Below are 14,362 nucleotides of genomic sequence, written 5' to 3'. Positions count from 1 at the left end.
GATTCGCAGCCGTTCGCGCAAGTCGACAGTGCTGCGGCGGCCATACCCCGGTCGGGGTGGACACGCCGTCCGGGCGGACGGGCGGGCAAGGCCGGCCGCAAAGTATACCGGTCACGGCGGCGAACCGATAGGGTGCGCGAACCAACCCAGGCGAGATCTGTCACAGACGCTCGGCCAAGGGACCGCCACCGCGGCCCCCGCGCCACTCGATGCCTCCAGGCGATACACGACTATGGCACTGCTTTTCTTCTATCTCTTTCTGGCACTGGGCGTGTCGTTCCTGTGCTCCATCCTGGAGGCGGTCCTGCTGTCGATCTCGCCGTCCTATATCAGTCTGATGGAGAACAAGGGCGGCCAGGCCGGCGCGCGCCTCAAGCGCCTGAAGGACGACGTCGACCGGCCGCTGTCGGCGCTGCTCAGCCTCAACACCATCGCGCACACGGTCGGCGCCGCCGGCGTCGGCGCCCAGACCCAGGTGGTGTTCGGCAACCAGTACGTGGCCGTGGCCTCGGCGGTCGTGACGCTGCTGATCCTGGTGCTCTCCGAGATCATCCCCAAGACCCTGGGGGCGACCTACTGGCGCGGGCTGGCCCCGTGGGCGGCGGTGATTCTGCGCGGCATGGTCATCATGCTCTATCCGCTGGTGGTGATGTCGATGGGCATCACCCGCCTGCTCACGCCCAACGAGAAGGAGCCGAGCATCAGCCGAGACGAGTTCCAGGCGATGGCCGAGCAGGGCGAGGCCGACGGCGTTTTCGCCGATCAGGAGTCCGAGATCCTGCGCAACCTGCTGCAGGCCGACTCGCTGCGGGTCAAGGATGTGCTCACGCCACGGGTCGTGGTGATCGCGTTCAAGGACAACGCCACCGTCACCGAGGTGCTGGACACGCTCGGCGAGCGGCGCATCTCGCGGCTGCCGGTATTCTCCGACGAGACCGAGGACATCACCGGCTTCGTGCTGCTGTCGGACGTGCTCATCGAGATCGCCCGCGATCGCCACGACACGCCGCTGTCGACGCTGCAGCGCGATGTGCTGGTCGTGCCCGAGTCGCTGTCGCTGTTCGGGCTGTTCCGCAATCTGCTCACCCGTCAGCAGCAGCTGTCCGTGGTCGTGGACGAATACGGCGGCATCGTCGGTGTGGCGACCATGGAGGACATCGTCGAGACCATGCTCGGCATGGAGATCATGGACGAGGGCGACGCGGTCGAGGACATGCGGGTCATGGCGCGCCAGCGCTGGCTGCGGCGCGCCCGCCGGCTGGGCATCGTCAGCGAGGACGACGAGCGCGTCGAGCAGGCCGCGGCGCAGCCGCCGGCCTGAGCCGTCGGCGGCCGCGGTCGAGCGATTCCGCCCGGTCCAGCGCGGGGAATGGAATTCACGGGGCGGTCCGCTACGTGCTGTCGCGACGCGTCCGCGCCGGTGATCGATCCGTCGCGCGTGCGGCCGGCCGCATACGGGTGTCCCCGCATGTCGTCCGCGATCGCGGACCTGATAGATTGATGCGGTCGCCCGGCCGTCGATACTACCGCGAGGCCCGCCATGACCGACGCATTCCTGCCCCTGCAGATCGCCGTGCTCACGGTCTCCGACAGTCGCACGGAGGCCACCGACAAATCCGGACGGCTGCTGGCTGAGCGAATCGAGGCCGCCGGGCATCGGCTGCATGAAAAGGCTATCTGCCCCGACGATGTCCACGAGATCCGCGCACGGGTGGCGCGCTGGATCGCCGACGCCGCGCCGGATGTGGTCATCACCACCGGCGGGACCGGGCTGACCGGGCGCGACGTCACGCCGCAGGCCGTCGAGGTCTTGTTCGACCGGCGCATCGACGGATTCGGCGAGATGTTCCGGGTGCTGTCCTACGAATCCATCGGCACGTCCACGCTGCAGTCGCGGGCGCTCGCCGGGGTGGCCAAGGCCACCTTCATCTTCTGCCTGCCGGGCTCGTCGGGCGCCTGCGCCGACGGCTGGGACCGGCTGATCCGGGACCAGATCGACGCTCGGACCCGGCCCTGCAATCTGCACGAGCTGCTGCCGCGACTGACCGAGCGCTAGGGCCTGTTGAGGTTTCGTCCGAGCGCCGCATTGGCGTCCACAAATCGTGTCCGGCAAGGCGCGAGCCGCCGACTCTGGGCCTGACACGACCCGGGCTTGCAACGCCGTCGGGCGCCCCTAGTCGATCTTTCATGGGCGGTCCAACCCTTCGCCTTCGGGACAAGCGCCCAGAAAATCAACGACACGACAGCAATCCAGCGTTGTAGCACGCTGGTGCAGAATGACTGCACCAGCGCCCTACGCCCCGTCTTGGCGCCCATGGTCGATTTTCAAGAAGCGCTTGGCGCGGACTGGTACGAACCCTCAACAGACCCTGCGCGCCATCGGTCGTGGAGTCGGGCCGCTGTCGCCGGAACTGACGGCTCATCCGAATGCGTGATCCGAGCGGCGCTGTGCGACGGTCGGGGTGCGCATGCCGGAGGCAGCGCGCGTCAACGCGCGACGTATCCGCCGTTGGATCGAGGCCTGCCGCGCGGCGGTCCGGCTGCTGTTCCGCCAGTCCATCGACACGTCCATACGGCAGTCGCGGGCGCTCGCCGGGTGGCCCCGGTTCTCTTCCATCTTCTGCCTGCGAAGCTCGTCGGATACCTGCGCGGACGGCTCGGGCCGGCTGACCCGGAATCGGATCCACGTCCGGCCCGACCCTGCAAGCCGTCGGCTGATCCGTTGATGCGGCCCGGCCGTGAGCTAACCGGCAGATTGGGACGGCGGATTGGGACGGCCGGAGCGGCGATCGGCGCAGCCGCGCCCGGCCCGCGCTTCGTCTCAGGCGGGCGCGACCGGCAGCGTCACCGCGCGGGGCGCATCGAAATCCGCGGGTCGGTAGTCGATGCCGAAACCGGCGACGGTGTCGCCGGCCTCGGCCGCGATCCAGTCCCGGACCCGGGCCACGTGGGCGTCGTCGGCGCGATCCGCGCGCCAGCTCATCCAGATGTCGTCGACCCGGCGCAGCGCGGTCTCGAACGGCATGACCAGGCGGCCGTCGGCCAGCGCTTCATGGACCAGCAGGCGCTGGGCGATGGCCACGCCGAGACCCTCGGCCGCGGCCTGATTGGCCAGGCCCGATTCCCGGAAGGTCAGTTCATGGGCCGGGGCCAGGTGCTGGGCGTCCATGATCGCCAGCCAGCTCGGCCAGTCGAGGCGGCGATAGCGGGCCCGCAAGAGGGTGTGGGCCGCGAGATTGCTTGCCGGCGGCAGCGGGTGTGTGCCGTCGCGCAGCGCCGGGCTGCACACGGGCATGACGATGTCCGGGAGGATCGGGCGGGCGTCGTGACCGGCCTGGGGGGCGTGGCCGTACTTGATCACGATGTCGGCCCGGGCCTGCTCAAACTCTTCCGGCGTGTTGGCGGTGGTCAGGTTGAGGTTGATCTCGGGGTTCGCCGCGGTGAAGCCGCGCATCCGGGGGATCAGCCAGTGCATGGCAAACGCCTGATAGGTGCAGACCACCACCGGCGTGTCGGTGGCCGCGCGCAGCCGGCGGGCGCCGTCGGCCAGCGTGTCCAGCGCGGTGGTCACCGACGGCAGCAGGGCGCGGCCGTGATCGGTGAGCGCGATCGTGTTGGCGTGGCGCACGAACAGCGGCTTGCCGAAATAGTCCTCCAGCACGCCGACCTGACGGCTGACCGCCACCGGCGTGACGTTGAGTTCCTCCGCCGCGCGCACGAAGCTGCCGCGGCGCGCGGCGGCCTCGAAGTTGCGCAGCGGATTCAGCGGGGGCAGACGGCGTTTGCTCATGACGCCAGCTTAACAATAAGTTTGCCCGGGCCTGATCGATTGCCGCTGTCGGGCCCGCGGGCCCGTGCCTATAGTCGGGGCGTCGGCCGTTTCGAGCCGACCGCACGTTTGCCGGCCGCCCGTGTCGGGAAGGTCGGGGCAGGGTGCAGAAGGAGGAGAGCACAGCCGATGGTTTCGTTTCGTTTCGATCCGGTCACGCTGCCGGCGTCGACGCTCGCACTTCGCGACGAGGTGCGAGCGTTTCTGGCCGAGGAGCTCGCGGCGGGGCGGTTCACGCCCCACCGCAATTCCTGGGGCACGTTCGACGCCGAATTCAGCCGCCGCTGCGGCGAGCGCGGCTTCATCGGTATGCGCTGGCCGCAGCGCTACGGCGGCTGCGAGGCCAGCGCCCTGGATCGTCACGTGGTGATCGAGGAGATGCTGGCCGCCGGCGCGCCGGTGGGCGCGCACTGGATCGCCGATCGCCAGAGCGGCAACAACATACTGGCCAACGGCTCGGAGGCGGCGCGGGCGTCGATCCTGCCGCGCATCGCCGCGGGCGAGTGCTATTTCGCGATCGGCATGAGCGAGCCGGATTCCGGCTCCGACCTGGCCTCGGTCGGCATGCGCGCCACCCGCACCGACGGGGGCTGGCGGCTCAACGGCACCAAGATCTGGACCAGCGTGGCGCATCGGGCGCACTACCTGATCGCGCTGGCCCGCACGGCGCCGCCCGGCGACGATCGGCGCGCCGGCCTGACCCAGTTCATCGTCGCCATCGACGCGGCCAACGGCGTGACCACGCGCCCCATCCACAATCTCTACGGCGCCCACGAATTCAACGAGGTGCTGTTCGAGGACACCTTCGTGCCCGACGACATGATCGTCGGCGAGATCGGCGCCGGCTGGCAGATGGTCACCGGCGAACTGGCCTTCGAGCGCAGCGGCCCGGACCGCATCCTCAGCACCTTCCAGCTGCTGCGCCAGCTGGTCGCCCGGCTGGCCGAGACCGCCGACGCCCGGTCGAACGTGGCCGTGGGCCGGCTGGTCGCCCACCTGGTCACCCTGCGGCAGATGTCGTGGTCGGTGGCCGGCATGCTCGAACGCGGCGCCTCGCCCGAACTCGAGGCGGCCATGGTCAAGGATGTGGGCACGGCCTTCGAGCAGGAGATCCCCGAGATCGCGCGCCTGCTGGTGCCGGAGCAGGCCTCGCTCACCCGCGGCGATCTCTACGGCGAGGCGCTGGCGCAGAGCGTGCTGTCGGCGCCGTGTTTCACCATCCGGGGCGGCACCCGGGAGATACTGCGCGGGATCATCGCGCGGGGGCTGGGTCTGCGATGAGCACGGTCGATCCGAACAACGACGCGGGCGGCGACGACCTGCGCGACATGGTGCTGGACGCCGCCGGTCGGCTGTTCGCCGATCGCGTCGGCCGCGAACTCTGGCAGGCGACCGAGGCCGGCGAGTTCCCGCGCGCCGACTGGGATGCCCTGGTCGAGATGGGGCTGCCGCGGGCGCTGCGGGCCGAGGCCGACGGCGGCGCCGGTCTCGCGCTGGCCGACGGTCTGGCGCTGGCCGAACTCGCCGGCCACCACGCACTGCCGCTGCCGCTGGCCGAAACCCTGGTCGGCAATCATCTGCGCGCGGGCCTCGACGGCGGCGTCGACGACGGTGTGGTCACGCTGGCGGCGGCGGACTCGCGGCTGCAGCTGCGTCGGGTCGGCAGCGGCTGGCGCGTGGACGGCACGCTCGATCGCATCGCCTGGGGCCGCCACGCCGCTTACGTCATTGCCGATGCAGACGCCGACGGCGCCCCGCAGCGTGTGCTGCTGGCTGCCGACGACCTCGACTGGCGCCACGATGCCAGTCTGGCCGGTGAGCCGCGCGACAGCGCCCGGCTCGCCGACGCGCCGGTGCTGGCCGCGGCCGACTGCCCCGTACATACGCCCACCGTGCAGCACTGGGGCGCGCTGCTGCGGGCGCTGCAGGCGGCCGGGGCCATGCGTCGCGCGCTCGCGCTGGCCACCGACTACGCCAACGAACGCCGCCAGTTCGGCCGCCCGATCGCGCGTTTTCAGGCGGTCCAGCAGCAGCTCGCGGCCATGGCCGGCGAGGTGGCGACGGCCGGCACCGCCGCCGAGGCCGCCGCCCGGGCGATCGCCGCCGATCGCGACGCCGCGCTGATGATCGCCATCGGCAAGGCCCGCGTGGGCGAGGCGGCCGGCCGCAGCGCCGCGATCGCGCATCAGGTCCTGGCGGCGATGGGCTTCACGCAGGAGCACGAACTGCAGTACTTCACCCGTCGCCTGTGGTCCTGGCGCGACGAGTTCGGCGCCGAGCCCCACTGGCAGGCGATCATCGGCGAGCATGCGATCGCGGCCGGCGGCGACGGCCTCTGGCCGCTGGTGAGCGGGCTCTGACATGGGCGGATCCATTAACACCGCACACGCCGGCGACGCCGGCCGCAGCGACGATCGGCCGGCGCTGGCGCGCATGTTCGCCCCGCGCAGCGTGGCGCTGGTGGGCGTGTCCGGGCGTCCCGGCTCGACCATGGCGCGGCCGCTGACCTTTCTGGTCGAGCACGGGTTCGTCGGCGAGATCCATCCGGTCAACCCCAACTACGACGAGATCGACGGCCACCCCTGCCATCCGTCGCTGGACGCGGTGCCGGCGCCGGTCGATCTGGTGCTGGTCATGGTGCCGGCCGCGCGGGTCATCGAGGTCGTGCACCAGGCCGGGGCCGTCGGGGCGGCGGGGGTGATCGTGTTCGCCTCCGGCTTCGGCGAGACGGGCGACGCCGGTGCCGATCTGCAGACCCGGCTGCGCGATGCCGCCCGCGAGGCCGGCGTGCGCGTGCTCGGGCCCAACTGCCAGGGGCTGCTCTATGCGCCGGCCTCGCTGTGCGCGACCTTCACCTCCGCGGCCGTGCGCGCCCGCGCGCCGCGCGAGGCCGGGGTCGCCTATGTCGGCCAGAGCGGGGCCATCGGCGGCTCGATCCTGGATCTGGCCAACGAGATGGGGCTCGGCCTGACGGCCTGGGCGAGCACCGGCAATCAGGCCGATCTGGATCTGGTCGAGGTGGCCCGCGCGCTGGTCGACGACGACGCCGTGCGCGTGATCATGCTCTACGTCGAGGCCGTGGGCGACGGCGCGGCTTACACCGATCTCGCCCGCGCCGCCTTCGAACGTGGCAAGACGCTGGTGGTGCTGCGGTCGGGCCGTTCGGCCGCGGGCCAGCGCGCGGCGGCGTCCCACACCGGCGCGATGCTCGGCAACGACGCCGGTTTTCGGCTGGTCTCGCAGCGCTTCGGGGTGATCCAGGTCGAGGATCTCGACGAGCTGCTGGCGGTGGCCGCCGCACGGGCCGCGCTGGCGCCGATGCGCGGTCGACGGATCGCCGTGGTCACCACCTCCGGCGGCGCCGGCAGCCTGGCCGCGGACCGCTGCGCGGAGCACGGTCTGGCGCTGCCCGAGCTCGCTCCGGCCACGCGCGACGCGCTGGCCCCGCTGATCCCCGATTTCGGCGCGCTCGCCAATCCGGTGGACGTCACCGCCCAGATTCTGGGCAGCGACGACGCCTTCGGCGCGGTCTGCGACACGGTCGGCGCCGACGATTCGGTGGACGCGGTGCTGGTGCTGCTGACGATGGTCGTCGGCGACAACGGCCGCAAGCTGGCGCGCGATCTGGTGCGCACGGCGCAGGCGCTCGACAAGCCGATCCTGGTGGTCTGGCTGGCCGGACACGATCTGACCGCCGAGGGCCGCGCGGCGTTGCGCGCCGCCGGCATGCCGGTGTTCGCCAGCGTCGACGGGGCGGTCCGGGCCGCGGCCCGACTGGCGCAGGCCGCGGTGATCGACGCCGCGCCGTCCACGCCGCGTATCGACCGGGCGCGCCTGGATGGGGTGCTGGCCGGCGGGCGGCTCGACGGCGAGGCGCTGCTGGATGCGCTGACCGTGTCGCGGCCGCATTCGTCGATCGTGAATTCGGCCGCGGCGGCGCGGGCGGCGGTTGAGGCGCTGGGCGCGCCGGCCGCGCTCAAGCTCGCCGGCGGCGCCCTCGATCACAAGTCCGACATCGGCGGTGTGCGCCTGGGCGTGAGCGCCGAGGCGGCCGAGGCCACCTACGAGTCGCTGATGGCCGCGGCCCGGGCGAAGAACGTCCCCGTGGCCGGCGTGCAGGTGCAGTCCATGATCGAGTCCGGCGTGGAGCTGGTCATCGGCGCCACGGCGGCGGCCGAGGGTTTTCCGCCGATCGTGACCGTGGGCCTGGGCGGGGTGACCACCGAGCTCTACCGCGACACCGCCTCTGCGCTCGCGCCGATCGACGCCGATGGCGCCCGCGCCCTGCTGCGCCGGCTGCGCGCCTGGCCGCTGCTGGACGGCTTTCGCGGCGCGCCGCCGGCCGATGTCGATGCGGCCGTGGACGTGATCGTGCGCGTGTCCGAGGCGATGGCCTTCGGCGAGGGCCGCATCGGCGAATTCGAAATCAACCCCTTGATCGTGGCCGCGGCCGGTCGCGGGGCGATGGCGGTGGACGTGCTCGTCTCGCCGCCGGCCGCGGTCGATTCCCGAGACGACTGACAGGAGCTGTTCATGGGCGATATTCACTGGGCGCGCGAGGCCGGCGTGGCGATCATCACGGTCGACTCGCCGGAGGTCAAAAACGGTCTGACCCCGGAGATGGGGCGCCGCCTCGCCGCGGTCTGCGACGAGATAGACGCCGACGAGACGATCGGTGCCGCGGTGGTGCGCGGCGCCGAGGGCACGTTCTGCTCGGGCGCGGACCGTCGCCGCTGGAATCCGGGCGCCGACCAGGCCGAGGATTCGACCTACCGTGAGTTCAGCGCGATCTACAACGCCTTCCGGCGGGTCGGCTCGCTGGCGGTGCCGACCATCGCCGCCGTGCGCGGGGCGGCGGTCGGCGCCGGCATCAACCTGATGCTGGCCACCGATCTGCGCGTGGTCGCGACGGACGCGCGCATCCTGGCGGGTTTTCTGCGCATCGGAATCCATCCGGGCGGCGGCTTCTTCACGATCGCCGGGCGGACCGCCGGGCGCGAGGCGACCTCGGCCATGGGCCTGTTCAGCGAAGAGCTGGACGGCGCCGCTGCCGAGCGCACCGGCATGGCCTGGAAGGCACTGCCGGACGCCGAGGTCGAGGACTTCGCGCTCGAGCTGGCCCGGCGTCCGGCCGCCGATCCGGCCCTGGCACGCGAGGCCGTGCGCTCTTTCCGCACGGAGCTGGGCGCCTCCGGCATGGACTGGGACGCGGCCCTGCATTTCGAACGCGCGACCCAGATGTGGTCGCAGCGCCGGCGAAGCGAGGCCTGAGCGCGCGCCGGACCGCGGCGCGATCGCCGCGGTCCGGGAATCACAAGGCCGTCAGAACAACAACGACAGGAGAAACGGCATGAAGGGAATCAAGCGAATCGGGATGGCCGCGGCGCTCGCGCTGACGGCCGGTGGCGCGATGGCGGCGGAGGGCGTGGATCTGCCCTCCACGCTGGTGATGACCGCCTACGGAACCGGCTCGACCGGCTACACCCAGATGGTGGCCGTCGGCAATCTGCTGCAGAACGAGTACGACACCGCGGTGCGTATTCTGCCCGGGGAGAACGATGTCTCGCGCATGACGCCGCTGCGCACCGGCCGGGTGCCGCTGTGTGCCTGCGGCATCTCCAGCTATTTCGCCTCGGAGGGCGTGATGATGTTCAGCGGGCCCGAATGGGGACCGCAGCCGCTGCGCGTGATCACCACCTCGACGGCCAGCTTCGGCCTCGGCCTGGCCGTGGCCGGCGACATCGACGTGGATACCCCGGCCGACCTGGAAGGCAGGCGGGTGGCCTACATCCGCGGCGCCGATGCGATCAATCTCGGCACCGAGGCGTACCTGGCCTTCGGCGGCCTGACCTGGGACGACGTCGAGCGCGTCACCTATCCGGGCTACGGGGCGTCGTTCGACGACATCATCGCCGACCGGGCGGATGCCTCCTACGCCTCGACCACGGCGCCGCACGTCCAGCGGCTCGCGGCCAGCCCGCGGGGCATCGTCTGGCCGCGGCTCGACCCGGACGACGCCGAAGCCTGGGCGCGTCTGCAGTCGGTGGCGCCGTATTTCCAGCCGGCCGAGATCACCTCGGCCGCCGGCGACTACGGCCCCGAGCAGCCGTGGGCGGGGGCGACCTATCCCTACCCGATCCTGCTGGGTACGCCGGATCTCGACGACAAGACCGCCTACGGTCTGATCAAGGTGATGACCGAGGATCACGATCGCTACAAGGACGCGGCGCCGGGCAACGACGGCTACGCGCTGGAGCGCCAGAACATGGAATGGATCATCCCGTTCCACGACGCGGTCGTGCGCTATTACAAGGAGATCGGCGAGTGGAACGATTCGATGCAGGCGCATCAGGATCGGTTGGTCGCCCGCCAGGAGCTGCTGGCCGAGACCTGGCAGCGCTATAACGCAGGCGACCCGCCCGCCGATGCCGAGGCTTTCCGCGAGGGCTGGATGAAAACCCGGGCCCGCGCGCTGGAGGCCTCGGACATGCGGGTGGTCTTCCGCTAGGGCCGGGTGCCGCCGGACCGCGGGGCGGCGGGCCGTCGCCCCGCGCTAGCCGCGTGTCCGGCCAGGTTGCTGCGGCATCGATTTTTCGCTGTTTTTCGAGTACCGTATACAGTCGACAGAAAAAGCCAGAGGTCTGCTGCCGATGACGTCGCGTGCGCCCGATCCCCAAGCCGTACAGAACCTGCTCGAACCGAACGCGGTTGCCATCATCGGCGCGTCCGCGGAGCCGACCCGCATCGGTGGGCGGCCGGTGGACTATCTCAAGCAGGCCGGCTTCGCAGGCCCGATCTATCCGATCAACCCCAACCGCGATGTCGTCCAGGGGCTGATGGCCTATGCATCGGTGCTGGATACGCCGGAACGGCCGGATCTGGCGATCCTGGCCATCCCGGCGGCGGCGGTGGTCGATGCCGTGGCCGAATGCGGTCGGCGCGGCGTGCGCGCGGCGATCATCTTCAGTGCCGGTTTCGCGGAGATCGGCGCGGCCGGCGTCGAGGCCCAGCAGCAGCTGCTGGCCACGGCCCGGGAATACGGCGTGCGTCTGCTGGGGCCGAACTGCCTGGGCGGCATGAACATCTCGCGCGGGCTGATCGCGACGTTCTCCAGCTCGGTTCAGAGCGGCCTGCCCCAGGCCGGGCGGATCGGTTTCGTCACCCAGAGCGGGGCCTTCGGCTCGCACTGCTTCGCCCTCGCCCGGGCGCGCGGACTGGGCCTCAGCCGGCTGGTGACCACCGGCAACGAGTGCGATCTGGATGCCGCCGACTGCCTCGCCTATCTGGCCGCCGACGCCGATACCGACGTGATCGCGCTGCATCTGGAGGGCTGTCGCGACGGCGAGCGGATGAAGGCCGCGCTGGACGCGGTTCAGGCCAGCGGCAAGCCGGTGATCGCGCTCAAGGGCGGGGAATCGGACATCGGCGCGGCGGCCGCGATGTCGCATACCGCGAATCTGGCCGGCGCGGACGCGGCCTACGATGCGCTGTTCCGGCGTTATCCGGTGTATCGCGCCCACAGCATCCGCGAATTCATCGATGTCGCCCACGCGGCCGCCCGCAGCGCGCTGCCGCGCGGCAACCGGCTGGGGCTGATCACCGTCTCGGGCGGCGTCGGCATCATGATGGCGGACGCCGCCTCGCATCACGATCTCGACGTCGCGCCCATGCCGGAGGCCGCCCAGCGCGAGCTGCACGACATGTGGCCGAACGCGACCACGCGCAATCCGGTGGATACCACGGCGCAGCCGGTCTCGGACCCGGAGATGAACGCCAACTTTCAGCGCGTGATGCTGCGCGAAGGCAACTACGACGTCATCGTCAATTTCCTGTCCATGCTGCCGCTGGCGCCGGCGCTGGCGGCCAAGCTGCGCCCGCCGCTGCAGGCCCTGCGCCGCGAGTATCCGGACAACGTGCTGATGATCGCGGCCATGTGCACACCGGAGGCGCAGGCCGACTTCGAGGCCGACGGCTATCTGGTCTTCGAGGATCCGACCGCCGCCGTCGACACCGCCGCCGCCTTGACCGATCTCGGGCGTCGGCTGGCGCATTCGACGCCCTGGCAGCGGACCGCGGTCGACTGTCCGGCGCGGGTCGCTGCCGGGCAGCGCTACGCCGAGTTCGATGCGCTGGCGCTGCTCGCGGACGCCGGGGTGCCGGTCGTACCCGCGCGCCGCGCCGCCAGCGCCGACCATGCCGCGGCGGCCGCGGCCGAAATCGGCTTTCCGGTGGTCCTCAAGATCGCGTCGCCGGACATCCTGCACAAATCCGATGCCGGTGGGGTGGCCTTGTCCCTGCAGGACGAGGCCGCGGTGCGAGCGGCCTACGATCGCGTGATGGCCAACGCGCGCGGCTACGACGCGCAGGCGCGTCTGGACGGCGTGCTGGTGGCCGCCATGCTCTCCGGCGGTGTCGAGATGGCGGTGGGGGTGCAGAACGATCCCACCTTCGGGCCGATGGTCATGGCCGGGCTGGGCGGCGTATTCATCGAGATTCTCGAAGACGTGACCTTCGAGCTCGCCCCCTTCGGCCCGGCCGAAGCACGCGCGATGCTCCAGCGTCTGCGCGGCTATCCGCTGCTCACCGGCGCCCGCGGCGCCGCCCCCGCCGACGTCGACGCGCTGGCCGATGCCCTGGTGCGGCTGTCCGAATTCGCGGCCGCCAACGCGGCCACGCTGGCCTCGGTGGACATCAACCCGCTGCTGGTGATGCCGGCCGGTCAAGGGCTGGCGGCGGTGGACGCGGTCGTGCTCTCGACGGACGACGCCAACGCCTGAGGCGCCGTCCCGCCGGGCGAGGCGCGCAGCAAAGCCTTGTTCGACAAGGGCTTGCGGTCGCGTTCGTCTGGCGGTTCGATGCCGCGTCGTTTACTATCCCGGTTGGCGGGGCACGGCTGGCCGTGCGTGGACGCCGACGTGCAGCCTGAAAGCTGCATAAGCCAATCAATCGGGGAGCAGGGAGCATCATGCCAAGTCAACGCATTCGGGCGGGCGCCGTCCGGCTGACGGCGGCCGTCGTGCTGGCCGCGCAGCTGCCGGTCGCGGTCGCCCAGACGAGCCGGGCCGATCTGGCGGATCTCGTGCGACGCCAGGCCGCCCAGATCGAAAAACTCGAGCAGCGCGTCGAGGCGCTGGAGAGCCGCGATCGCCAGGCCGACGCCGGCGCCGGGGTACAGCCGGACTCGGGCAAGACGGCCGCCGCGCCGCAGGCGGATACCGACCCGCGTTCGGTCGCCGATCTGCAGGACGAAGTCGATGAACTCAAGCAGCGTACGGTGCAGGTCGACTGGAGCTCAGGTTCGCCGAAGTTCACCAGCGCCGACGATGAATTCACCTTCCAGCCGCTGGGACGCATCCAGTACGATTTCGGCACGACGAGCGGCTCGTCCTACGACGGCGCCGGTGTCGGCGACCGCAACATCAGCGGCACCGAGTTTCGGCGGCTGCGGCTGGGCGTGCAGGGCCAGCTCACGGATCCGATCCTGTACAAGGTCGAGCTCGACTTCGCCAACTCCGATATCGGCGTGCGCGATGCCTACATCGCCACGCAGAAGGACTTCGCGCTCGGGCAGGGCGTGGTCTATCTCGGCAACAAGTTCGCCGACCGCAGTCTCGACGGCCGCACCTCGTCCAAGTACATCTGGTTTCTCGACCGCAACGCGGTGGCCGATGCCATCAGCCCGGAATCCGGCTACTACAACATGGGTACGTCCGCGGAGTTCTACGGCGACGACGACTGGCATCTGTCGCTGGGCGTGAGCAAGGGCTCGCTGGGAGGGAGCGACAACGATTCGGACAATCTGACCGTGCTCTCGCGGGGACACTTCAATCCGCTGGTCACCGACAACAGCATGCTGCATGTCGGCGCCTGGGGGTTCTACGAGGACTTCAGTCGGGGTAAGCAGCCGAAGCTGACCGACAATCTGCGTTTCGCCTCGCACTTCAACGACAACGTCCGGGTCTACGGCGACACCGTCGAGCAGCCGGAGACCAGTACCGGCTACGGTTTCGAGCTCGCCGGTCTGACCGGGCCGGTGGCGGCGAGCGCCGAATACGGCCGGCGCGAGATCGACAGCCGGGTGGCCGCGGATACCGACTATGACGCCTACTCGGCCCAGATCGGCTATTCGCTGACCGGCGAAGCCTTCGGCTATTCGACCAAGAACGGTGTCTGGAGCGCGCCGGATATCGCCGACCCGGTGACCGATGGCGGCTGGGGCGCCTGGCAGGTCATGGCGCGCTACGACGCGCTCGACTACGAGAACAGCGGCAACTACGCCGGCGGCACCGGCCATGGCACCACGCTGGGGCTGAGCTGGTATCTCAACAACTACACCCGCTTCATGCTCAACTGGATCAACTGGGATACCCACAACCGGGTGCCGATCGTGGGTGATCCGGGCGACCGTGAGTTCATCGGCTCGGACGACGGCAACACCGTCAGTGCGCGGGCCCAGGTGATCTTCTAGCCGGCCGGAATACCGGCCAAGAAAAAGCCACCGTCCGGCCGGACGGTGGCTTTTCCTGTCTGCAG

General features: G+C 70.7%; 10 protein-coding genes. 9 read left to right on the top strand and 1 reads right to left on the bottom strand.

Annotation, left to right across the window (positions count from 1 at the left end; all coding sequences use genetic code 11):
- The first annotated feature begins 232 nt into the window (after positions 1-232).
- Positions 233-1,321, top strand: coding sequence for a CNNM domain-containing protein (locus tag SAHL_RS00740; protein ID WP_123589491.1), 1,089 nt, complete (start codon positions 233-235; stop codon positions 1,319-1,321).
- A gap of 219 nt (positions 1,322-1,540) precedes the next feature.
- A complete protein-coding gene (moaB, locus tag SAHL_RS00735) occupies positions 1,541-2,056 on the top strand; it encodes a molybdenum cofactor biosynthesis protein B (protein WP_123589490.1) in 516 nt (171 codons plus the stop codon).
- Positions 2,057-2,821: 765 nt separating this feature from the next.
- Here the strand turns inward: moaB and SAHL_RS00725 are convergent.
- Positions 2,822-3,790: a LysR substrate-binding domain-containing protein gene (locus tag SAHL_RS00725; protein ID WP_123589488.1), complete on the bottom strand. Its 969-nt coding sequence runs from the start codon at positions 3,788-3,790 to the stop codon at positions 2,822-2,824.
- A gap of 168 nt (positions 3,791-3,958) precedes the next feature.
- On the opposite strand from SAHL_RS00725, the gene SAHL_RS00720 reads away from it, so the two are divergent.
- The 7 genes from SAHL_RS00720 (at position 3,959) to SAHL_RS00690 (ending at position 14,297) form a co-directional block, all read left to right on the top strand.
- On the top strand, positions 3,959-5,110 hold the full coding sequence (locus SAHL_RS00720; protein WP_123589487.1) for an acyl-CoA dehydrogenase family protein: 1,152 nt from the start codon (positions 3,959-3,961) through the stop codon (positions 5,108-5,110).
- Positions 5,107-6,189 (top strand): acyl-CoA dehydrogenase family protein, encoded by a 1,083-nt coding sequence (locus SAHL_RS18295; protein WP_123589486.1) that lies wholly within the window; start codon positions 5,107-5,109, stop codon positions 6,187-6,189. Before SAHL_RS00720 ends, SAHL_RS18295 begins: the two co-directional genes overlap by 4 nt.
- Before the next feature lies 1 nt (position 6,190).
- Positions 6,191-8,350, top strand: coding sequence for an acetate--CoA ligase family protein (locus SAHL_RS00710; protein WP_221177768.1), 2,160 nt, complete (start codon positions 6,191-6,193; stop codon positions 8,348-8,350).
- A gap of 12 nt (positions 8,351-8,362) precedes the next feature.
- The gene (locus SAHL_RS00705; protein WP_123589485.1) at positions 8,363-9,100 is read left to right on the top strand and encodes an enoyl-CoA hydratase/isomerase family protein; all 738 of its coding nucleotides are present in this window, start codon (positions 8,363-8,365) and stop codon (positions 9,098-9,100) included.
- Positions 9,101-9,179: 79 nt separating this feature from the next.
- Positions 9,180-10,337: a TAXI family TRAP transporter solute-binding subunit gene (locus tag SAHL_RS00700; RefSeq protein ID WP_123589484.1), complete on the top strand. Its 1,158-nt coding sequence runs from the start codon at positions 9,180-9,182 to the stop codon at positions 10,335-10,337.
- Between the two features lie 142 nt (positions 10,338-10,479).
- Positions 10,480-12,606, top strand: coding sequence for an acetate--CoA ligase family protein (locus SAHL_RS00695; RefSeq protein ID WP_123589483.1), 2,127 nt, complete (start codon positions 10,480-10,482; stop codon positions 12,604-12,606).
- Positions 12,607-12,794: 188 nt separating this feature from the next.
- Entirely contained in the window at positions 12,795-14,297 is a 1,503-nt protein-coding gene (locus tag SAHL_RS00690) for an OprO/OprP family phosphate-selective porin (protein WP_123589482.1), read from the top strand.
- Positions 14,298-14,362 lie beyond the last annotated feature (65 nt).

This window comes from Salinisphaera orenii subsp. halophila YIM 95161, assembly GCF_003732545.1.
Taxonomy (GTDB): domain Bacteria; phylum Pseudomonadota; class Gammaproteobacteria; order Nevskiales; family Salinisphaeraceae; genus Salinisphaera; species Salinisphaera orenii_A.
The sequence above is the reverse complement of the archived record's forward strand: the minus strand, read 5'-3'. Positions and strand labels throughout refer to the sequence as shown.

Bases quoted from the DNA above. Each gene is read 5' to 3' on its own strand.
- SAHL_RS00720 (WP_123589487.1), top strand. From the start codon at position 3,959: ATGGTTTCGTTTCGTTTCGATCCGGTCACGCTGCCGGCGTCGACGCTC.
- SAHL_RS00695 (WP_123589483.1), top strand. From the start codon at position 10,480: ATGACGTCGCGTGCGCCCGATCCCCAAGCCGTACAGAACCTGCTCGAA.
- SAHL_RS00710 (WP_221177768.1), top strand. From the start codon at position 6,191: ATGGGCGGATCCATTAACACCGCACACGCCGGCGACGCCGGCCGCAGC.
- SAHL_RS00725 (WP_123589488.1), bottom strand. From the start codon at position 3,790: ATGAGCAAACGCCGTCTGCCCCCGCTGAATCCGCTGCGCAACTTCGAG.
- SAHL_RS00700 (WP_123589484.1), top strand. From the start codon at position 9,180: ATGAAGGGAATCAAGCGAATCGGGATGGCCGCGGCGCTCGCGCTGACG.
- SAHL_RS00705 (WP_123589485.1), top strand. From the start codon at position 8,363: ATGGGCGATATTCACTGGGCGCGCGAGGCCGGCGTGGCGATCATCACG.
- SAHL_RS18295 (WP_123589486.1), top strand. From the start codon at position 5,107: ATGAGCACGGTCGATCCGAACAACGACGCGGGCGGCGACGACCTGCGC.
- moaB (WP_123589490.1), top strand. From the start codon at position 1,541: ATGACCGACGCATTCCTGCCCCTGCAGATCGCCGTGCTCACGGTCTCC.
- SAHL_RS00690 (WP_123589482.1), top strand. From the start codon at position 12,795: ATGCCAAGTCAACGCATTCGGGCGGGCGCCGTCCGGCTGACGGCGGCC.
- SAHL_RS00740 (WP_123589491.1), top strand. From the start codon at position 233: ATGGCACTGCTTTTCTTCTATCTCTTTCTGGCACTGGGCGTGTCGTTC.